The organism is Serratia sp. CY43202, from assembly GCF_052168755.1.
Taxonomy (GTDB): domain Bacteria; phylum Pseudomonadota; class Gammaproteobacteria; order Enterobacterales; family Enterobacteriaceae; genus Serratia; species Serratia bockelmannii.
This window is the reverse complement of the sequence record NZ_JBJNMB010000005.1, coordinates 272,524-291,180: the sequence shown is the minus strand read 5'-3', so window position 1 is coordinate 291,180 and position 18,657 is coordinate 272,524. Positions and strand designations below refer to the sequence as shown.

At 60.8% G+C, this 18,657-nt stretch carries 19 protein-coding genes; 11 read left to right on the top strand and 8 right to left on the bottom strand.

Annotation, left to right across the window (positions count from 1 at the left end):
* Window positions 1–6 precede the first annotated feature (6 nt).
* Complete coding sequence (puuR, locus tag ACJ8J5_RS12775; protein WP_016928041.1) at window positions 7–564, bottom strand: HTH-type transcriptional regulator PuuR; 558 nt, start codon at window positions 562–564, stop codon at window positions 7–9.
* Complete coding sequence (puuD, locus tag ACJ8J5_RS12770) at window positions 561–1,322, bottom strand: gamma-glutamyl-gamma-aminobutyrate hydrolase (RefSeq protein WP_414104687.1); 762 nt, start codon at window positions 1,320–1,322, stop codon at window positions 561–563. The genes puuR and puuD overlap by 4 nt, the downstream gene beginning before the upstream one ends.
* Window positions 1,323–1,541: 219 nt before the next feature.
* On the opposite strand from puuD, the gene ACJ8J5_RS12765 reads away from it, so the two are divergent.
* From ACJ8J5_RS12765 to ACJ8J5_RS12750, 4 genes are all read left to right on the top strand, one after another.
* Entirely contained in the window at window positions 1,542–2,960 is a 1,419-nt protein-coding gene (locus ACJ8J5_RS12765; protein ID WP_025302553.1) for a glutamine synthetase family protein, read from the top strand.
* A gap of 308 nt (window positions 2,961–3,268) precedes the next feature.
* On the top strand, window positions 3,269–4,639 hold the full coding sequence (locus ACJ8J5_RS12760; RefSeq protein WP_414104686.1) for an APC family permease: 1,371 nt from the start codon (window positions 3,269–3,271) through the stop codon (window positions 4,637–4,639).
* Window positions 4,640–4,730: 91 nt separating this feature from the next.
* The gene (gene yddG, locus ACJ8J5_RS12755) at window positions 4,731–5,624 is read left to right on the top strand and encodes an aromatic amino acid DMT transporter YddG (protein ID WP_060432919.1); all 894 of its coding nucleotides are present in this window, start codon (window positions 4,731–4,733) and stop codon (window positions 5,622–5,624) included.
* Window positions 5,625–5,697: 73 nt separating this feature from the next.
* Complete coding sequence (locus tag ACJ8J5_RS12750; RefSeq protein ID WP_025302556.1) at window positions 5,698–5,970, top strand: hypothetical protein; 273 nt, start codon at window positions 5,698–5,700, stop codon at window positions 5,968–5,970.
* A 2-nt stretch (window positions 5,971–5,972) separates the two neighbouring features.
* Here ACJ8J5_RS12750 and ACJ8J5_RS12745 read toward each other — a convergent pair whose 3' ends face one another.
* Entirely contained in the window at window positions 5,973–6,953 is a 981-nt protein-coding gene (locus ACJ8J5_RS12745; RefSeq protein WP_025302557.1) for a GlxA family transcriptional regulator, read from the bottom strand.
* Between the two features lie 115 nt (window positions 6,954–7,068).
* On the opposite strand from ACJ8J5_RS12745, the gene ACJ8J5_RS12740 reads away from it, so the two are divergent.
* Together ACJ8J5_RS12740 and ACJ8J5_RS12735 are read left to right on the top strand one after the other, a co-directional pair.
* Window positions 7,069–7,710 (top strand): HD domain-containing protein, encoded by a 642-nt coding sequence (locus tag ACJ8J5_RS12740; protein ID WP_197770111.1) that lies wholly within the window; start codon window positions 7,069–7,071, stop codon window positions 7,708–7,710.
* Between the two features lie 356 nt (window positions 7,711–8,066).
* The gene (locus ACJ8J5_RS12735; protein ID WP_049204073.1) at window positions 8,067–8,948 is read left to right on the top strand and encodes a nucleoside-specific channel-forming protein Tsx; all 882 of its coding nucleotides are present in this window, start codon (window positions 8,067–8,069) and stop codon (window positions 8,946–8,948) included.
* Window positions 8,949–9,000: 52 nt separating this feature from the next.
* Here the strand turns inward: ACJ8J5_RS12735 and ACJ8J5_RS12730 are convergent, their stop codons facing one another.
* The gene (locus ACJ8J5_RS12730) at window positions 9,001–9,180 is read right to left on the bottom strand and encodes a hypothetical protein (protein WP_025302559.1); all 180 of its coding nucleotides are present in this window, start codon (window positions 9,178–9,180) and stop codon (window positions 9,001–9,003) included.
* A 442-nt stretch (window positions 9,181–9,622) separates the two neighbouring features.
* Here ACJ8J5_RS12730 and ACJ8J5_RS12725 point away from each other — a divergent pair, with 442 nt between their 5' ends.
* Window positions 9,623–10,108 carry an anti-virulence regulator CigR family protein gene (locus ACJ8J5_RS12725; RefSeq protein ID WP_025302560.1) on the top strand — a complete coding sequence of 162 codons (486 nt, stop codon included), beginning with the start codon at window positions 9,623–9,625 and terminating at the stop codon, window positions 10,106–10,108.
* A 115-nt stretch (window positions 10,109–10,223) separates the two neighbouring features.
* The gene (locus ACJ8J5_RS12720; RefSeq protein WP_049204074.1) at window positions 10,224–10,754 is read left to right on the top strand and encodes a chorismate mutase; all 531 of its coding nucleotides are present in this window, start codon (window positions 10,224–10,226) and stop codon (window positions 10,752–10,754) included.
* A 3-nt stretch (window positions 10,755–10,757) separates the two neighbouring features.
* On the opposite strand, the gene ACJ8J5_RS12715 is transcribed toward ACJ8J5_RS12720, so the two are convergent.
* The 4 genes from ACJ8J5_RS12715 to hutC all read right to left on the bottom strand — a co-directional run bounded on the left by ACJ8J5_RS12715 (window position 10,758) and on the right by hutC (window position 15,475).
* On the bottom strand, window positions 10,758–12,293 hold the full coding sequence (locus ACJ8J5_RS12715; RefSeq protein ID WP_414104683.1) for a serine hydrolase domain-containing protein: 1,536 nt from the start codon (window positions 12,291–12,293) through the stop codon (window positions 10,758–10,760).
* A 245-nt stretch (window positions 12,294–12,538) separates the two neighbouring features.
* The gene (hutG, locus tag ACJ8J5_RS12710) at window positions 12,539–13,342 is read right to left on the bottom strand and encodes an N-formylglutamate deformylase (protein WP_043141413.1); all 804 of its coding nucleotides are present in this window, start codon (window positions 13,340–13,342) and stop codon (window positions 12,539–12,541) included.
* Window positions 13,339–14,562 carry an imidazolonepropionase gene (gene hutI, locus ACJ8J5_RS12705; protein ID WP_038877714.1) on the bottom strand — a complete coding sequence of 408 codons (1,224 nt, stop codon included), beginning with the start codon at window positions 14,560–14,562 and terminating at the stop codon, window positions 13,339–13,341. The genes hutG and hutI overlap by 4 nt, the downstream gene beginning before the upstream one ends.
* 157 nt (window positions 14,563–14,719) lie before the next feature.
* Entirely contained in the window at window positions 14,720–15,475 is a 756-nt protein-coding gene (hutC, locus tag ACJ8J5_RS12700) for a histidine utilization repressor (RefSeq protein ID WP_025302564.1), read from the bottom strand.
* Window positions 15,476–15,655: 180 nt separating this feature from the next.
* Here hutC and ACJ8J5_RS12695 point away from each other — a divergent pair, with 180 nt between their 5' ends.
* The 3 genes from ACJ8J5_RS12695 to ACJ8J5_RS12685 all read left to right on the top strand — a co-directional run bounded on the left by ACJ8J5_RS12695 (window position 15,656) and on the right by ACJ8J5_RS12685 (window position 18,654).
* Window positions 15,656–17,026: a formimidoylglutamate deiminase gene (locus tag ACJ8J5_RS12695; RefSeq protein ID WP_173888683.1), complete on the top strand. Its 1,371-nt coding sequence runs from the start codon at window positions 15,656–15,658 to the stop codon at window positions 17,024–17,026.
* Entirely contained in the window at window positions 17,026–17,583 is a 558-nt protein-coding gene (locus ACJ8J5_RS12690) for a HutD/Ves family protein (protein ID WP_025302566.1), read from the top strand. Before ACJ8J5_RS12695 ends, ACJ8J5_RS12690 begins: the two co-directional genes overlap by 1 nt.
* Window positions 17,584–17,652: 69 nt before the next feature.
* The gene (locus ACJ8J5_RS12685) at window positions 17,653–18,654 is read left to right on the top strand and encodes a LacI family DNA-binding transcriptional regulator (RefSeq protein ID WP_414104682.1); all 1,002 of its coding nucleotides are present in this window, start codon (window positions 17,653–17,655) and stop codon (window positions 18,652–18,654) included.
* Window positions 18,655–18,657: the final 3 nt, after the last annotated feature.

Genomic DNA, 18,657 nt, shown 5'->3' with positions numbered 1-18,657 from the left:
CGTTGATCAGAATGTCGTCGGCGTATGGGCGCTGATAATCCGGCAAATGCGCGCCGACGTGTTGCTGAAACTGTGGGGGATGCCGGTATTGATGGCGTAGCTCTGCCCGGCCAGCAGGTGATAGCTCTGGCCGTTGACCTGCAGCACCACTTCGCCTTCCAGCAGCGTGCCAATCTCTTCCCCTTGGTGTTTGATGCGCTCGCCGGTGGTGGTGCCCGGTTCGTAGGTCTCGATCATCATTGCCAACGTACGATTCGGGTCGCCGTTGTGGATCAGCTTCATCGAAACGCCCTGGCTGCCGATTTCGATCAGGTCGTCGCTGTCTATCACGATCTGCGGCTCAGCCGGTTTTTCCGGCTCGGCGAAAAACGCCGACAGCGACAGACCGTACACCGTCAGCAACTTTTGCAGCGTGCTGATGGCCGGGCTGACCTTATCTTGCTCGATAGTACTGATGGCGCTGTGGGTTAACCCAGACAGTTCGGCGACCCGGCGCTGCGACAACCCCAATTGTTGACGGATCTGCGACAGACGTTTTCCCGGTGCCAAGCTGACGTCGCTCATGGGCGTTTTTCCTTTTGATAGTTCCGACAGGCGGTGATGAAACCATCAAACAACAGGCGCGACAGGACATACTCGTCGCTGTTCCACTCGGGGTGCCACTGCACGCCGAGCGCGAAGGGCTGATCGCGCACGCTGATCGCCTCCACCAGCCCGTCAGCGGCGTGCGCCTCGATGCGAACGCTCGCGCCCAGGGTTTTGGCACCCTGGCCGTGCAGCGAGTTCACCCAGAATCTGTTGCAATCCGGTATCAGTTGCGAAAGCAGCCCCCCTTCCTGAACGATGACTTCGTGGGCGGGGGCGTATTGCTGTTCCAGCGGCAGATCGTGATCTTCACGATGCTCCAGCAGCTCGGGCAGTTCGTACAGGCGGCGATGCAGGGTGCCTTGAGTGGCGACCACCATTTCCTGCATGCCGCGGCAAATGGCGAAAAGGGGAATGCGCCTGTCGAATGCCTGGCGGATCAGCGCCAGGCTCAACGCGTCTCGGCCAGGATCGGCGTCAGGCTCATCGCCGTTTTCACCATAAAGGTGCGGCTGCACATTACTGGGGCTGCCCGGCAGCAAAATGCCGTCGAGGCGCGGCAGCAGCTCCGCCAGCATTTCCGGCTCCGCCAGCGCGTGCGGCAGGGCGATCGGCAAGCCGCCGGCGGTGATAACGGCATTCAGGTACTTTTCTTGCAAGGTCTGTGTGAGGTGCCCGTTTAACCTATACCTGCACATGACGACGCCAATGACTGGTCTGTTAAATATATTGTCCATGCTATCCCCTTGGTACGTTCGAAATTATGAACGATAAGCTTCTCCACCGCCGATTTCGTTCAATATTCTATAAATCTAGCAGTCGATTGGGCAATATTCAAACCAAAAGTAACACTTGCAAAACAAATTTGTTTCATCTACGTTTCATTTGTGGGCATTATATTGAACAATACGGTCAATAAACATCGACGACAGCAAAACACAAACGGCGGGTGAACCATGCAGACCAACATCGTAGAAGTGGAAAACTTTGTTCAGCACAGTGAAGAGAGACGAAGTAGCGCGTTCCAGCGCGAAGTGAAAAAGTATCTGGAACGTTATCCGTTAACCCAACATGTCGACGTACTGTTGACCGACCTGAACGGCAGCTTCCGCGGCAAACGCATCCCGGTCGGCGGCCTGAACAAACTGGAGAAGGGCTGTTACTTCCCGGCGTCGGTATTTGCGATGGATATTCTCGGCAACGTGGTGGAAGAGGCCGGGTTGGGGCAGGAGTTGGGCGAGCCGGATCACGTGTGCGTGCCGGTACCGGGCACGCTGACGCCGTCGGCGGCGGACCCGCAATATATTGCGCAGGTGCTGCTCACCATGTTGGATGAAGATGGCACTCCCTTTGACGTTGAACCGCGCAATGTGCTGAACCGAGTGTGGCAGCGTTTGCGTCAGCGCGGGCTTTCCCCCGTGGTAGCGGTAGAGTTGGAGTTCTATCTCATCGATCGTCAACGTGACGCGGAAGGCTATCTGCAGCCGCCGTGCGCGCCGGGCACGCAAGAACGCAACACCCAAAGCCAGGTGTACTCCGTCGATAACCTGAACCATTTCGCCGATGTGCTGAGCGAGATCGACGAACTGGCGCGTTTGCAGGGCATTCCGGCGGACGGCGCGGTGGCGGAGGCGTCGCCGGGGCAGTTCGAGGTCAACCTGCATCATACTGATGATGTGCTGCAGGCCTGCGATCACGCGCTGGCGCTGAAGCGGCTGGTGCGCATGGTGGCCGAGAACCACAATATGCAGGCGACTTTTATGGCCAAACCGTATGAGGAGCACGCCGGCAGCGGCATGCACGTGCACATCAGCATGCTGAACGCGCAGGGCAACAACGTGTTCGCCGACGATGACGGCGAAGATTCGGCGCTGCTGAAACAGGCGCTGGCGGGCATGATCGCCCTGATGCCGTCTTCGATGGCGCTGCTGGCGCCGAACGTCAACGCCTACCGCCGCTTCCAGCCTGGCATGTATGTGCCGACCCAGGCTTCCTGGGGGCATAACAACCGCACCGTGGCGCTGCGCATTCCCTGCGGCGATCGCGACAACCACCGCGTGGAGTATCGCGTGGCGGGCGCCGACGCCAATCCTTATCTGGTGATGGCGACCATTCTGGCCGGCATCGTTTATGGCCTGGAAACCGCATTGCCGCTGCCTGAGCCGGTGACCGGCAACGGTCTGGAACAGGACGGGCTGCCGTTCCCGATCCGCCAGAGCGACGCGCTGTACGAGTTCGAACATCAGCCGGTGCTCAATGCATTGTTGGGCGAACGCTTCAGCCACGTCTATCTGGCCTGCAAAACTGATGAGCTGGTGCAGTTCGAGCGCCTGATCACCGAAACCGAAATCGAGTGGATGTTGAAAAACGCCTGATCCCGCTCACCCTGCGACTACCGCGCGCGTCCGGCGCATTTCATCGGCTCTCCTGTGGCCGGCGAGGCTGCGCGCTGCGGTACAGAATTTCTTCTATCACGGCGTACAGGACGCCGACGAGGAAATAACCATGACTCAGTCAGCCCCCTGCGCAGACGTTTGTCTGTGCCGCAGTGCCTACGGGCCGGTCGCCGGCCGCCCGACAGCGATACCAACCCGTTTTTACCGCCGCCTGAGCAGCAGTTTCCCTGCGGCCTCTCTGAATGACGTTGCACGGTTGACAGCAGAGGACCAAGAGGGGAAATGCCATGACGATTAAAGCCATCGACGGCGGCCCGGCGGGCAAACCGCAGCTGCGCAAATCCCTCAAGCTGTGGCAGGTGGTGATGATGGGCCTGGCCTATCTGACGCCGATGACGGTGTTTGACACCTTCGGGATCGTCTCCGGCCTCACCGACGGCCATGTGCCGACCTCCTATCTGCTGGCGCTGGCCGGCGTGCTGTTCACCGCCATCAGCTATGGCAAACTGGTGCGCCAGTTTCCCACCGCCGGCTCTGCCTATACCTATGCGCAGAAGGCGATCAACCCGCACGTCGGTTTTCTGGTGGGGTGGTCATCGCTGCTTGATTATCTGTTCCTGCCGATGATCAATACGCTGCTGGCGAAGATTTACCTGACCGCGCTGTTCCCGGAAGTGCCGCCCTGGGTGTGGGTCGTGGGCTTCGTTATCCTTATCACCGCCATCAACCTGAAAAGCGTCAATCTGGTGGCCAACTTCAATACCCTGTTCGTATTGGCGCAGGTGGCGATCATTCTGGTGTTCATCTATCTGGTGGTGCGCGGCCTGCACAACGGCGAGGGGATGGGCACGGTGTGGAGCCTGCGGCCGTTCCTCAGCGAGAATGCGCATCTGCTGCCGGTCATTACCGGCGCGACTATCCTGTGCTTCTCGTTCCTCGGTTTTGACGCGGTCACCACGCTGTGTGAAGAGACGCCCGACGCCGCCAAGGTGATCCCGCGCGCCATCTTCCTGACCGCGCTGTACGGCGGGGTGATCTTTATCAGCGTGTCGTTCTTCATTCAGCTGTTTTTCCCGTCCATTCAACGCTTTCACCAGCCCGACGCCGCGCTGCCGGAGATCGCGCTGTACGTCGGCGGCAAGCTGTTCCAGTCGATCTTCCTGTGCGTGACCTTCATCAACACGCTGGCCTCCGGCCTGGCGTCGCACGCCAGCGTATCGCGCCTGCTGTACGTGATGGGGCGTGACAACGTGTTCCCGGAGAAATTCTTCGGCTATATCCACCCCAAATGGCGCACCCCGGCGCTGAACGTACTGATGGTCGGGCTGGTGGCGCTGTCAGCGCTGTCGTTCGATCTGGTGACCGCCACGGCGCTGATCAACTTTGGTGCGCTGGTAGCCTTTACCTTCGTTAACCTGTCGGTGATCAGCCACTTCTTCATTCGCGAAGGGCGCAACAAAAGCTGGAAGGATCGCTTCAACTTCCTGTTCCTGCCGTTGGTGGGGGCGCTGACGGTGGGGGTGCTGTGGCTGAACCTGGAGAAAAGCTCGCTGACCATGGGGCTGATCTGGGCGACACTGGGCTTCGGCTATTTGGCCTGGCTGACCCGACGCTTTCGCCAGCCGCCGCCGCAGTTGGAGCGGCAACCGCAGCAATAAATTCACAGGCGGGAGTATCCCGCCTTTCTTTTTGGCACGTGCGGCAGTAGAGTGAAAAACCTGATAAAAAATAACCCATTGGACCTGTCTTATGCCCGCTTTGCCCTCGCGTACCCGCGCCACGTTGTTCGGTTTGTTGGCCATTGTGCTGTGGAGCAGCGTGGTTGGCCTTATTCGCAGCGTCAGCGAAGGGCTGGGGCCGATCGGCGGCGCGGCGATGATCTACAGCGTCAGCGCGGTGTTTTTGCTGGTGGCGCTCGGCGTGCCGAAATGGCGCAGCTTTCCGCGACCTTATCTCATCGTCGGCAGCCTGCTGTTCGTCAGCTACGAGATCTGCCTGTCGCTGTCGCTCGGCTACGCCAATACCCGCCTGCAGGCGATAGAAGTGGGCATGATCAACTACCTGTGGCCCTGTTTCACCGTGCTGATGGCGCTGGCGCTCAACGGCCAAAAGGCGAAATGGTGGCTGCTGCCGGGGCTGCTGCTGTCGCTGTTCGGCATCGGCTGGATCATGAGCGGCGAGGGCGGCTGGTCACCGGCGCAGATGCTGGCCAACGTGCGCAGCAATCCGCTCAGCTATACGCTGGCGTTCAGCGGCGCGGTGATCTGGGCGCTGTATTGCAACCTGACCAAGAAGATTGCCCAGGGCAGCAACGGTGTGGTGCTGTTCATCGTGCTGACCGCGCTGGCGCTGTGGCTGAAGTATGCTTTCAGCGCGGAAAGCGGCATGCAGTTCAGCCTCGGCGTGACCGTAACGCTGCTGTGCGCCGGGGTGGCGATGGGAGCAGGGTATGCCGCCTGGAACGTTGGCATTCTGCACGGTAACATGACGCTGCTGGCCACCGTCTCTTATTTTACCCCGGTACTGTCGGCGGTGTTCGCCGCGCTGGTGTTGCACACCTCGCTGACCGCCAATTTCTGGCAGGGCGTAGCGATGGTCACGCTTGGCTCGCTGATCTGTTGGCGGGCAACTCGCGGAAATTAACGGAAATTATCCGCCGTCGGCGCAATGTTGAACTAGAATTTAACTAGCCATGTTGCCTGAAGGAACGACGACGATGAGAAGCGACATTCAATTTATTCAACAGCCTGAAATCGACGTGCATCATTATGAGCGCGGCGATACCGTGCGCCTGACCACGGCGAATCTGCGGCACGAATATCAGCTCGACGTTTATATTTTGCGCCGCGACGACAAGCTGATTTACGGTTCGGTCGTCGCGGCGGCGCCCAAGACCGACATTCCGGTTGCCAACTGGGAGGTGAAAAACGGCGAAGAGGTGGCGTTCCGCCAGGAAAACATCGCCAAGGCGGTGCCGGCGGTAAACTGATCTCAGCTTTCGCGCCGCAGTTGTTTACCGAGAAACATTTTTCGATAGTCCGCCGGCGTTACCCCCAGCCGGCGGATAAATGCCCGCCGCATCAGCTCTGCACTGGAAAAACCGCAATGCGCCGCCACCTGTTTTGGCGCCAATACGCCGAGTTCCAATAACCTGCGCGCTTCGGCGATGCGGGCTTCCTCGAGCCATTTAGCGGGAGAGGTGCCGACCTCGTTGCCGAACAGCCTGCTGAAATGCCGCGGGGTGACGCCGGCGCGTTCCGCCAGGCTGGCTACGTTGTGCGGTAACCCGATATTGTCTATCGCCCAGCGTTGCACTTCCTGCAGCATTGAGCGCCCGGCCAGGGTCGCCTGTTCCCGATAGCTGAATTGCATCTGCCCGCCGGGACGGCGGAAAAACATCACCAGCTGGGCCGCGACCCGCTGCGCGATCTCACGCCCTAAATCGTCTTCCACCATTATCAGCGCCAGATCCAGCCCTGAGGTCACGCCAGCGGCAGTCTGCAGGCGCCCGTCACGCACATAAATGGCGTCTTTATCCACCGTGACCTGAGGATAGCGGCGACACAATTGATCGGCTACCGCCCAGTGGGTGGTGATTTGCCGCCCATCCAACAGGCCGGCCTCCGCCAGCAGAAAAGCGCCGCTGCACACCGAGCCGTAGCGGCGAGTGCGGGGTACCACTCTGCGTAGCCAGTCCAGCGTGCGTGTTTCGCTTTCGCCGTCGGCGATACCCGGTGCACCGGCGATGAGCAACGTGTCGATCGCCTGTTCACGCCATTGGGTGATGGCGAGATCCGGCACGAGTTTGACGCCGGAGGAGGACACGATCGGCGCCAGCGTCTTTCCGACTACCTGCAGATGATAGGCGGCATAGCCGGCTTGCAGATTGGCCTCGGCGAAAACATCCAGCGGACCGGAAACGTCCAGCAGCTGCACCTGTGGCACGGCGAGAATAGCGATGGTTTTACTCATGGCATGCGATATCCCGATGGATGGGGGATATCCCTAATCGTTGATTAATGGCAATTGAGGACATTCAGTGTAACGCCTAATCTAACCGGGTTCCAGACAACGGGAGAATCGAGTTATGAGTTTAACCATCAACGGCATCAGCGTGCCGGATAGCGCGATGGCGCGTCAGGCGACCGAGTTAGTGCGCGACACCGAATCAGATCTGCTGTTTCACCACTCCAGCCGGGTGTATTACTGGGCGGCGCTGGCGGGGCAGCAGCGCAAGCTGGTTTACGATCCTGAACTGCTGTACGTCGGCTGCCTGTTTCACGATATGGGACTGACGCACGATCACTGCAGCTGCGACAAACGTTTCGAAGTGGATGGTGCCGATGCGGCGGCCGAGTTTTTACGCGGGCACGGGGTCAGCCGTCAGGATATCGATCGGGTATGGACGGCGATCGCGTTACACACCACGCCGGGGATCCCGGAATACATGCACCCGCTGATTGCGCTGGTGACCGCGGGGGTAGAGATGGATGTGTTAGGGATCAATTACCAGGGCTATGACGCGACGCTGCGAGAGCGGGTAGTGGAGTTGCATCCCCGCGGGGCAAACTTCAAGGAAGCGATTATTCAGGCGTTTTACGACGGGATTCGACATAAGCCGGACAGCACCTTCGGCAACGTCAAAGCGGACGTGCTGGCGGATAAGGAACCGAGCTTTGTTCGCGGTAATTTTTGCAGCCTCATTCGTCGTTCGATGTGGCCAGCGTGATCGGCTGCCGCTTCTCTCTCGCCGGCGAGTTTTCGCCGGCATTTCCCGCTTGAATGCCGTACTCCTCTTCATTGCCGGTTGATGACAGTTGGCTCAAAAACTGCGCTAAAAATCGATGTGCATGACAAAAATCACAGCGAATGTGAATTTGAATGAAACATAATTTGACAAATGTGAACGCAATCGATTACCTATTCGCGAAATGCGTAACTGGATCACAGATTCTTACAGTCAGTGGTTTCTATAATGCGCGCGTCATCCGAGTTTCTGTGTGAAGACAACGCCAGGTGTCGGCAGACTCATTGTCATCTTTTCTAAACGGGCAGGAAATGGCCCTTTAAGCATGTGGTAATAAAATGAAAAAAATAGCTCTCGCAGCAGGTGTACTGCTCGCAGCGTCTTACAGTGCATCATCAATGGCTGATAGCAAAGACAGTCAATATGTCTCCGACTGGTGGCACCAGAGCGTTAACGTGGTGGGCAGCTACCACACCCGTTTCGGACCGCAGCTGAATAACGACGTGTATCTCGAATACGAAGCCTTCGCCAAGAAAGACTGGTTCGACTTCTACGGTTACGTTGACGTGCCGAAGTTCTTCGGCGTGGGCAATACCCCGGATCGCGGCATCTGGGACAAAGGCTCCCCGCTGTTTATGGAGATTGAACCGCGCTTCTCCATCGACAAGCTGACCGGCACCGATCTGAGCTTCGGTCCGTTCAAAGAGTGGTACTTCGCCAACAACTACATCTATGACCTGGGCCACAACGCCGACGGTCGTCAAAACACCTGGTACATGGGTCTGGGCACCGATATCGACACCGGCCTGCCGATGAGCCTGTCGATGAACATCTATGCCAAATACCAGTGGGAAAACTACCAGGCTGCCAACGAGAACAGCTGGGACGGTTACCGCTTCAAGGTGAAATACTTCGTGCCGCTGACCCAGGTGTGGGGCGGCAACCTGAGCTACATCGGCTTCACCAACTTCGACTTTGGTTCCGATCTGGGCAAGGACAGCCATTGGGTTGACGGCACCGGCAAACAGGTGCGCACCAGCAACTCTATCGCCTCCAGCCACATTTTGGCGCTGAACTACGATCACTGGCACTATTCTTTCGTGGCGCGTTATTTCCATAACGGCGGCCAGTGGCAGGATGGCGCGGATATCAACCTGCCACAGGGCCCGATCAAGTCTACCGGTTGGGGTTATTACCTCGTGGTCGGCTATAACTTCTGATTTTCCGTGCTATCAGAAACAGAAAACCCCGCCTGGCGGGGTTTTTTTGTCATCACTGTGCTTGTTCAGCCGGGAGATGCTTCACCGGCATAAACAGCCTGCCTTTGATCACGTGACATTCATTATTTATCCAACTAATGATTTGTTCACGGCTGACGCCTTCCGACTGCGCGTAACGATGAAGATCGCCGTTAAAGTGTCGAGTGATGTATTCCATGAGGGTCATTTGCACGTCTTTTGCTCCTGAACGCCCACCCGTTGCCAGCCTGGCCACCGCGGGAGGTTGAGGTTTCTCAGACAGCGAATGTAAATTATCGGCAACTAAATCTCAACATAAAGCACCAGATTGGGGCGACGGCGGCGGAAAAAAGAATCCCGCACGGAGAGGCGGGAAGTGTTCGCTATTATCATTATGGATGATAAGAATAAGATTTGAGGTGCGACGAAAAAGAGCACGCTAACTCTTTTTTGTTACCTTCCCACGCTAGCGTAAGGCTTATTTTTCTTCAAGAAAAATCTGAGACAAGCATCGGCATTTTCGAGGCGTTTTGCGTTGAGACAAGGTTTGAAAGCGAATGCCGTAAAAGCGCGCCGTTATCTCGGAGTTTTCCTTATACTTTGTCTGGAAAAGGCTAGCTATAGTCAACAGAGTCACGCACGCAGGAATACACAACATGAACAAACGTCGTACGACTCTCACGGTGTTAGCGCTGATTGCATCGCTGGGGTTGTCATCCGCCCCGGCCTTGGCCGACAAAGGCGGCAATGGTAACGGCAACGGGAACGGCCATGGCAACAGCGGCAATAACGGTAACCATGGCAACAACGGTAATCACGGCAACAAAGGCAATAAAGATAAAGGCGGCTATAGGAACGACGATAATCTGGTCTCCGTCAGCCTTTCGCGCGACCGCGCCCGTTCGCTGGCGCACAACTACGGCCTGACCGGCTATAGCTCGCTGCCACCGGGCATCGCCAAGAATCTGGCGCGTGGTAAACCGCTGCCGCCGGGCATCGCCAAAAAAGTGGTGCCTTACTCGATGCTGCGTGAGTTGCCGCAGTACCCGGGTTATGAGTGGCGTATCGCCGGCGACGATCTGGTGCTGGTCGCACTCAGCACCGCGATTGTGGCCTCCGTCATCAACGGCGTGTTCGACTAACGCCGGTTGGGTCTCATCGGGCCTCGCTGCGGCGGGGCCTTTTTTATTTGCCGGCGCAGGGCTGACGTGGTGAACTTGGCGCCTGACCTTTTCACTGCATCATAAGGGAGGCGCCATGTTCAGGGCGTTATTGATAGCCTGCTGTTTGACCAGTTTTCCAGCGTTGGCAGACGGCGCTGCCGCCATCGGCGAACTGGTGAACCAACGGCTGTCGTTGATGAAAGACGTTGCCGGTTACAAGGCGCAGCAGCATTTGCCGATCGAAGACCTGGCGCAGGAGGCGAAGGTGTTGGCCAGCGCGCAGGCGGAGGCGGGGCGTTTGGGGCTGGAGCCGGCGTCGGTGCGGCCTTTTATCGCCGCGCAGATGGACGCCGCCAAGGCGATTCAGTACCGCTATCGCGCCGACTGGCTGGCGAGCCCGGAGCCCGGCTGGCAGCCACGCCCGTTGGCGCAGGTGCGCCCACAGATCGCGCAGCTGAGCAGCCAGATATTGCAACGGCTGGCGGAGCGACTGCGTACCGGCCCGCTCGGCGAGGCGGATCAGGCGGCGTTTATGGCGTCTGTGGATCAGGTGAATCTCAGCGCCGCCGACAAGCGGCGGCTGGCGGATGCGCTGCTGGCGGTCAGAACCGGCAGCGCACGCTGAGCGTCAGTCGCGGCCGACGGTGCTGCGGCGGAAGGTCAGCATCCGGCTGCGGTTGGCGATGAGATCCACGTTGTAACCGCGGAAATAGAGGCAAAAGCGTTTCAACCATGGGCCGTCCTGGCACTCCACCAGCATGCGGCCCTGGCCGAGCGGGCTGAGCGTGCCGGTCTGCGCCGCCGGGCCGACGCCAATATGCACCCGATTGCCGCGAATTTCAAAGGCGGTGCGATAGTGCGGGTGATACCACAACCCCTGCACATGCTTCAGGCAGTCACCGTTGGCCGTGACCGGCAGGAAACGGCGCGCCACATGCCCGACTTCACCCTCGATCGCTTCGCCGGTCCACTTCAATTTGATTGGCATATGGGCGGACAGCGACACCGCGTAGCCGTCTTCGCCCTGATACAGCGGTTCATCGCTGCCCAGATAGGCCAGGTTGCCGTCTTTGACCTCCAGCCAGTGCGGCTCCGCCAGCGTGGCGTAGAGACCGTCGGGGATCGCCGTGCTGCGCTGCGGCAAAGGTTCGCCCAGCAGCGCTGCCATCACCTGCAAAGCTATCCCGAAACTGTCGCAGTCTTCGCGGTTGGCCACCAGCGCAACGCCGACCTGGCGATCGGGCGCCAGCAGGAAATAGGTTTTGTAACCGGCGTGGGAACCACCGTGGCCGAGCAAGCGGCGGCGGCCCAGCGGCGTCTGCGCCAGCCCCAGTCCATAGGCGCTGAGCTGACCCTGATTGAGGCGGCGCGGTGCGCCGAGTTGCGCCAGCACGCCCTGGCCGGGGCCCTGGTCGGCCAGCAGCGTTTGCAGCCAGCGGGTGAGGGCGTTGAGGCTGCCGGTCAGGCTGCCGGAGGCGGAAAGGTGCAGACCGGCGCTGGCGTGTTGCCAGCCCTGCGCCGCACGCCAGTAACCCGGCACCAACCCTGGCACCACGTCGAACCAGCTTTCCGGCGCTTGCATCTGCACCTGCAGCGGCCGGGCGATGTGCTGTTGCACCAGTTGGTCGAAATCATACCCTTTGCTGCGCAGCGCGGCCTCCAGCAGCCGATAGCCGGTATTGCTGTAGGCGATCTCGCTGCCGGCTTCATAGTTCAATCTTTCCAGCCCCTCGACAAACTGCATCACCGGCTGCGCCTCGCTGACGGCATGCAGCGATATGCCCAGCAGACCGAGCGTCTCGCGCACGTCAGGCAGACCGCCGGTCATGTCCAGCGCCTGGCCGACGGTAACGTCCGCCAACGCGGGCTGCAGGGCGGGCAGCAGTTCGCCCAGGCGTTGTTCGAGTCGAATGGCGCGATCGGTGGCGTTCAGCGCCAACGCGGCGAAGATGTGCTTGGTCACTGAGGCGTAGCGCACCACGCTGTCGGCGGTGAAGGGGGTATTCTGCGCCAGATCGGCCAAGCCGGCACTGGCGGTGGCGCGGAGTTGTTCGGCGTCAAACAGGGTGATGGCGCCGCCGGGTTCGCCACGCCGTTGCCAGCCGGCCAGCAATTGTTCGGCGAGGGCGCCGGCAGCGCGCCAGTTTAACGGTGTTACAGACATAGGGCCTCCAGAGTGATGGTTCGAAACGGGCCAGCTCGGCCACACGCCGCCCGGCGCTGACGATGAGCGCGGGCTTTTCGGCTGATTGTGGCGCAGCGCGTTTTTCGTCGGCCGCTGTTTTGTGCGCTGTTTAGACCAGTCAGTAGGGAATCACGCGAAACTTTGATATAGCGCGCAGATTGCGGCTGACGTTACGGTTAAGGACAGGGAGAGGAACAGGCGCCCGGCGGCGCCTGTAAAGGGGATCAGTTCAGTCTGGCGGCGCTGTCCAACAGGCCTTCAATCATCTGCTTGAGCAGGCGCTGCAGCGAGGCGGCGCGCTGCGGTTCGAACGCGAAAGGATACTGTTCGGACATGTAGTTGACCTGCGCCAGCTCGAGCTGGATCGCATGCTGTTGCTGCTGCGGTTGGCCGTAGGCGCGGGTGATGTAACCGCCCTTGAAGCGGCCGTTCAGCACGTGGGTGTACTGCTGTTGCTGCTCGCAGCAGGCGACCAGCCGATCGCTCAGCGCCTGGGCGCAGCTTTCACCGCCGTTGGTGCCGAGGTTGAGATCCGGCAGTTTGCCGTCGAACAGCCGCGGGATCACCGAGGCGATGGAGTGCGCGTCGAACAGCAGCGCATAGCCGTGCCGCGCTTTGAGGCGTGCCAACTCGTCCTGCAGCTGCTGATGATAAGGTTGCCAAATTTGCTGCAGATAGCCGGCGCGTTCTTCGTCCGTCGGCGCTTTGCCCGGCAGGAAGCTTGGGCGGCCGTCGAACAGCACATTGGGATACAGACCGGTGGTGGCGGTGGTGTACAGCGGCTTGTCGTCCGCCGGGCGGTTCAGATCGATGACGAAGCGTGAATAGTTGCCGACCAGTACGCTGGCGCCCATCGCCCGGGCGAAGTCGTACAGCTGTGGAATGTGCCAGTCGGTATCGGGCAGCGGGCGGGCATCGTCGGTCAGCCCGGCCTCGACCGCCGGCGTCAGTTGCGTGCCGGCGTGTGGGATGCTGATCAGCAGCGGCAGGCTGCCGGTCTGGAAGCTAAAAGGATCGCGAATGGTCATTGACGTACTTCTCCTCGGAAAATCACCGTACAGGGCAGCTGGCCGCCCAACCAATAAGCCAGTTCCGCCGGCCGCGACAGCGGCCAGTGAACAAAGTCCGCCACCTTGCCGGTTTCCAGCGTGCCGTGGCTGTGTTGCAGCCCCAGCGCTTTGGCGGCGTGGGTGGTAACGCCCGCCAGCGCTTCTTCCGGCGTCAGGCGGAACAGCGTGCAGGCCATGTTGATCATCAGACGCAGCGACAGCGCCGGCGACGTGCCAGGGTTGGCGTCGCTGGCGATCGCCATCGCCACGTGGTGCTTGCGGAACAGCTCTACCGGCGGGCACTGGGTTTCGCGCAGCAGGTAGTAGGCGCCCGGCAGCAGCACCGCCACGGTGCCGGCGTCGCCCATGGCGCGGGCATCTTGCTCGGTGGCGTATTCGAGATGGTCGGCGGAGAGCGCGTGATGGCGAGCCGCCAGCGTGCTGCCGCCGAGGGCGGAGAGTTGCTCGGCGTGCAGTTTGACCGGCAAACCGGCGGCTTCGGCGGCGGCGAAGACTCGCTCCACCTGCGCCGGTGAGAACGCCAGGTGTTCGCAGAAGGCGTCAACCGCATCCGCCAGGCCGGCGGCGGCGGCCTGAGGGATGATGGTATCGCAGACCAGATTGATGTAGTCGTCGGCGCGGTTTGCGTATTCCGGCGGCAGCGCATGGGCCGCCAGACAGGTGGTTTTCACCTCGACCGGCAGCAGCTCGCCCAACTTGCGCGCCACCCGCAGCATTTTCAGCTCGCTTTCCGGGCTGAGGCCATAGCCGGATTTGATCTCCACGCAGGTGACGCCTTCCGCCAGCAGCGGACGCAGGCGGAACAGCGCCTGCTCCAGCAGCAGCGCTTCGTCGGCCTCGCGGGTGGCTTTCACGGTGGAGATAATGCCGCCGCCCTGCGCGGCGATGTCGGCATAGCTCACGCCGTTCAGCCGCTGTTCGAACTCGCCGCTGCGGTTGCCGCCGAACACCAGGTGTGTGTGGCAATCAACAAAGCCAGGGGTGATGATACCGCCATCGAATTTCACCGTTTCGTCCGCGATCAGGCCGGGCGGCAGCGCCGCATGTTCGCCAATCCAGACAATCTTGCCGTCGCGTACGGCGATCGCGCCGTCGGTCAGGGTGTGATAGTTGCCGTCGCGCATGGTGACGATATCGGCGCCGTGCCACAGGCTGTCACAGTGAATCTCAGACGTCATTGCTTTCCTCCGCCGGAGCCGCAGCTCCCACATGGTTGTATATACAATTAAAAACAACCTAACGCATTCACCGGGATGTCACAAGAGGCGGGAGAGATTTTGTTATCAGGATGTGATCGACCACGGAGATGCGGGCGCAGGGCGCGCCCGCCGGGGATCAGACTTCGCTGGTGAAGCGGCCGAACAGTTGATAACGGCTGCCGGGGTACAGCAGCCGGGCCGAGGTCACCACGGTTTTGCCGGACCAGGTGCGGCGGTGGATCAGCAGGCCGGGTTCGTGGTCTTCCAGCTGCAGCAGCTCGCTTTCGCGCCGGGTGGGGATCACCGCTTCGACGATGTGTTCGCCGGCGGTCAGCGGCGCGGCCTGCGTCAGATAGGTGTAAGGCGTGACGCGGTCGAAATCCTGCTTCAGGTAATCCGGCGCCACCAGCGGGTTGACGCAGCGGTCTTCCACCTGCACCGGCACGTCATTTTCGTAATGCACGATCTGCGAGTAGAACAGCCGTTGGCCGGGTTGAATGCCCAGCGCCGTCGCCTCTTCCTCGCTGGCCGGGCGGGCCTTCAGCTCGAGGATCTTGCTGCTGTGGCGATGACCGCGCGCGGCGATCTCATCGGCGATGTTGTGCACTTCCAGCAGCGCGGTATGCGCCTTGGCTTCGGCGACGAAGGTGCCTACGCCCTGCATGCGGATCAAAAAACCTTCGCTGGTCAGCTCGCGCAACGCGCGGTTGATGGTCATGCGGCTGACGCCCAGTTCCGCCACCAGTTCACTTTCGGAGGGCACGCGCTGGTGCGGTTGCCAATGCCCCGCACGAATTTGATTCACGATCGCCTGTTTGACCCGTTGGTAGATCGGGGCGGGGGCATCGCTCATTGCAGCCGCCAGTTGTAACACGGTCTGTTGTTCAGCCACGACGTTAACCTCGTCAAATAAAAAAATAATAACACCAGTTTACTGTTGATGTCGGCGTATGTATATGTATATACAACTAGTGGCCGTCGCGCCAGAAACTTGCCGGCGACCGCCAAAAATTCCTGAATGCGCGCCATCGCCGCGCCTCATTCGCCGTTACATCAACCGTGGAATACTGCCATGCCTGCTTATTTTGCCCCACGCGCTTTGCTCCCTGAGGGCTGGGCGCATAACGTCCGGCTGGACGTCGATGCGCAAGGTTATCTGACTCAAGTTACCGCCAACGCTGAGCCGCAAGGCTGCATCCGGCTGCACGGCGACGCGGTGCCGGGCATGCCGAACCTGCACTCCCACGCTTTCCAGCGCGCGATGGCCGGGCTGGCGGAAGTGGCGGGCAACCCGCAGGACAGCTTCTGGACCTGGCGCGATCTGATGTATCGGCTGGTGCAGCGCCTGACGCCGGAGCAGGTGGAGGTGGTCGCCCGTCAACTGTATATCGAAATGCTCAAGGGCGGATATACCCAGGTGGCCGAATTCCACTACCTGCATCACGACGCCGACGGCAAGCCTTACGCCGATCGCGGTGAGATGACCGGCCGCCTCAGCGAGGCCGCGCATCAGGCCGGCATCGGCATGACTATGCTGCCGGTGCTGTACAGCTACGCCGGTTTTGGCGCCCAGCCGGCCCAGCCGGGGCAGAAACGGTTTATCCAGGATGCCGAAAGCTATCTGCATCAGCAGCAGGTGATTGCCCGTCAGCTGGCGGATCGCCCGTTGCAGAATCACGGTTTGTGTTTCCATTCGCTGCGCGCGGTGGAGCTGGGCCAGATGCAGCAGATTTTGGCCGCGTCGGATCGCACCTTGCCGGTGCATATTCATATCGCCGAGCAGCAAAAAGAGGTGAACGACTGTCTGGCGTGGAGCGGACAGCGCCCGGTGGCCTGGCTGTATGACCACCTGCCGGTAGATCAGCGCTGGTGTCTGGTGCACGCCACCCATCTGGATCGCGACGAGCTGGAAGCGCTGGCGCGCAGCCGCGCGGTGGCCGGCCTGTGCCTGACCACCGAAGCCAACCTCGGCGACGGCATTTTCCCTGGCGACGCTTACCTGCAGCAGCAGGGGCGCTGGGGCATCGGTTCCGACAGCCACGTTTCGCTCAACGTGGTGGAAGAGCTGCGCTGGTTTGAATACGGCCAGCGGCTGCGCGATCAGCGTCGCAATCGCCTGACGACACCGGAACAGTCGGCGGTGGGCGATGTGCTGTACCTGCAGGCGCTGCAGGGCGGCGCGCAGGCGTGCGGCGCGCCGATCGGCCGGCTGCAGAGCGGCTATCGCGCCGACTGGCTGGTGCTGGACGGCGACGATCCATATCTGGCGGCGGCGCCGGACGCCTCGATCCTCAATCGCTGGCTGTTCGCCGGCGGCAAGGAGCAAATTCGCGACGTGTTCGTCGGTGGCCGGCAGGTGATCGAGCAGGGGCGGCACGCGCTGCAACAGCGGAGCAGCGCAGAGTTCCTGCAGGTGCTGAAAACCTTTCAGCAGGAGGCATAATGAGCCTGACCCGTTTTAACTTCGCCGCGCTGCCGGTCAGCCCGTGGCGCAACGGCGGTGGGGAAACCCGTGAAATCGTCAGCTGGCCGCCGGGCGAGCCGGATTTCGACTGGCGCGCCAGTATCGCCACCATCGCGCAGGACGGGCCGTTTTCCGCCTTTGCGGGCATCGATCGCTCGATAACGTTGCTGGAAGGCGACGGCGTGCGGCTGTTCAGCGCCGGGCATATCGACCATCAGTTGGCGCGTATCGGGGAGCCGTTCGCCTTTTCCGGCGACGTGGCGCTGGAAGCGACGCTGCTGGGCGGCGCCAGTCAGGATTTCAACATCATGACACGCCGCGGCCGGCAGGCGGCCGAGGTGCTGCGCAGCACGGTGCCCGTCACCCTGTCACCCAACCGGGCGGGCGTGCTGTATGTGCTGAGCGGTGTTTGGTCGCTGCCGGAGGGCGGAGAACTGCGGGCGCGCGAGGGTGTCTGGTGGACGGCGGCGGGCGGCGAAGTGGCGCCGCTGACGGCCGACGGCGCGATCCTGTGGGCGAACATCACAGCCTGCTAACGCAGAGTAGAGTCCTGCGCCCGGTTATGGGATTATTCACTTTTCCCCATTAATCATAAAGAAGGGCGCATGGCTTCGCTGAAAGACGTCGCAAAACTTGCCGGAGTCTCGTTGATGACGGTGTCCCGCGCCATCAATGAACCCGGCAAGCTGCGGCCGGAAACCTATCACCGCGTCAAACAGGCGATCGACCAGTTAGACTACGTGCCGGATCTGTCGGCGCGGCGTATTCGCGGTGACGGAAATCGCGTGCAGACGCTCGGCGTGCTGGCGCTGGACACCGCCACGACGCCGTTCTCGGTGGAAATGATCCTGTCGATTGAAAAAATCGCGCGTGAGCGCGGCTGGAACAGCTTCGTCGTCAACCTGTTTGCCGACGACAACGCCGAACAGACCGTCGATCTGCTGTTGGCGCATCGACCGGATGGGGTGATATTCACCACGATGGGGCTGCGTGAGGTGACGCTACCGGCCAAACTGCTGGACAAAAAGCTGGTGCTGGCCAACTGCGTCAGCCCGGCGCATGCGATCGCCACCTACATTCCTGATGATGAGCAAGGGCAGTATGACGCCACGCGCACGCTGATCGCCAAAGGCTATCGCGCGCCATTGTGCATTCATTTACCGGCGGATACGCTGGCGGCGGGGCTGCGCCGCCGCGGTCTGGAACGCGCCTGGCGCGAAGCGGGGCGCGATGTTGAACAGCTGCGGCAGTATCATCTCGATCTGAGCGCCGGCGATCAAAGCTATCGCGACTGCGTCGCGTTGCTGGAGCGGCATTTCTCAGCAGAACGGCGCGATTGCGATGTCGTGGTGTGCGGAAACGATCGGATAGCGTTTCTGGTGTATCAGGTATTGCTGGCGCAAGGATGGCGGATACCGCAACAGGTGGCGGTGCTGGGCTACGACAATATGGTCGGCACCGGCGAGCTGTTCCTGCCGGCATTGACGACGGTGCAGCTGCCGCATTATGAGTTGGGCCGCCTTGCGGCGCTGCATGTGATTGAGCGGCGGGAACAGCGTGATACGGTGAAAGTGCCTTGCCCGCTGTTGGAGCGTGGTTCGCTGTAGCCA

Coding starts and splice junctions, on each gene's coding strand:
- ACJ8J5_RS12760 (WP_414104686.1), top strand. CDS start 3,269: ATGACGATTAAAGCCATCGACGGCGGCCCGGCGGGCAAACCGCAGCTG.
- ACJ8J5_RS12685 (WP_414104682.1), top strand. CDS start 17,653: ATGGCTTCGCTGAAAGACGTCGCAAAACTTGCCGGAGTCTCGTTGATG.
- ACJ8J5_RS12750 (WP_025302556.1), top strand. CDS start 5,698: ATGAGAAGCGACATTCAATTTATTCAACAGCCTGAAATCGACGTGCAT.
- ACJ8J5_RS12695 (WP_173888683.1), top strand. CDS start 15,656: ATGCCTGCTTATTTTGCCCCACGCGCTTTGCTCCCTGAGGGCTGGGCG.
- ACJ8J5_RS12715 (WP_414104683.1), bottom strand. CDS start 12,293: ATGTCTGTAACACCGTTAAACTGGCGCGCTGCCGGCGCCCTCGCCGAA.
- hutG (WP_043141413.1), bottom strand. CDS start 13,342: ATGACCATTCGCGATCCTTTTAGCTTCCAGACCGGCAGCCTGCCGCTG.
- ACJ8J5_RS12690 (WP_025302566.1), top strand. CDS start 17,026: ATGAGCCTGACCCGTTTTAACTTCGCCGCGCTGCCGGTCAGCCCGTGG.
- puuD (WP_414104687.1), bottom strand. CDS start 1,322: ATGGACAATATATTTAACAGACCAGTCATTGGCGTCGTCATGTGCAGG.
- ACJ8J5_RS12745 (WP_025302557.1), bottom strand. CDS start 6,953: ATGAGTAAAACCATCGCTATTCTCGCCGTGCCACAGGTGCAGCTGCTG.
- ACJ8J5_RS12735 (WP_049204073.1), top strand. CDS start 8,067: ATGAAAAAAATAGCTCTCGCAGCAGGTGTACTGCTCGCAGCGTCTTAC.
- ACJ8J5_RS12740 (WP_197770111.1), top strand. CDS start 7,069: ATGAGTTTAACCATCAACGGCATCAGCGTGCCGGATAGCGCGATGGCG.
- puuR (WP_016928041.1), bottom strand. CDS start 564: ATGAGCGACGTCAGCTTGGCACCGGGAAAACGTCTGTCGCAGATCCGT.
- hutI (WP_038877714.1), bottom strand. CDS start 14,562: ATGACGTCTGAGATTCACTGTGACAGCCTGTGGCACGGCGCCGATATC.
- ACJ8J5_RS12720 (WP_049204074.1), top strand. CDS start 10,224: ATGTTCAGGGCGTTATTGATAGCCTGCTGTTTGACCAGTTTTCCAGCG.
- ACJ8J5_RS12765 (WP_025302553.1), top strand. CDS start 1,542: ATGCAGACCAACATCGTAGAAGTGGAAAACTTTGTTCAGCACAGTGAA.
- yddG (WP_060432919.1), top strand. CDS start 4,731: ATGCCCGCTTTGCCCTCGCGTACCCGCGCCACGTTGTTCGGTTTGTTG.
- ACJ8J5_RS12725 (WP_025302560.1), top strand. CDS start 9,623: ATGAACAAACGTCGTACGACTCTCACGGTGTTAGCGCTGATTGCATCG.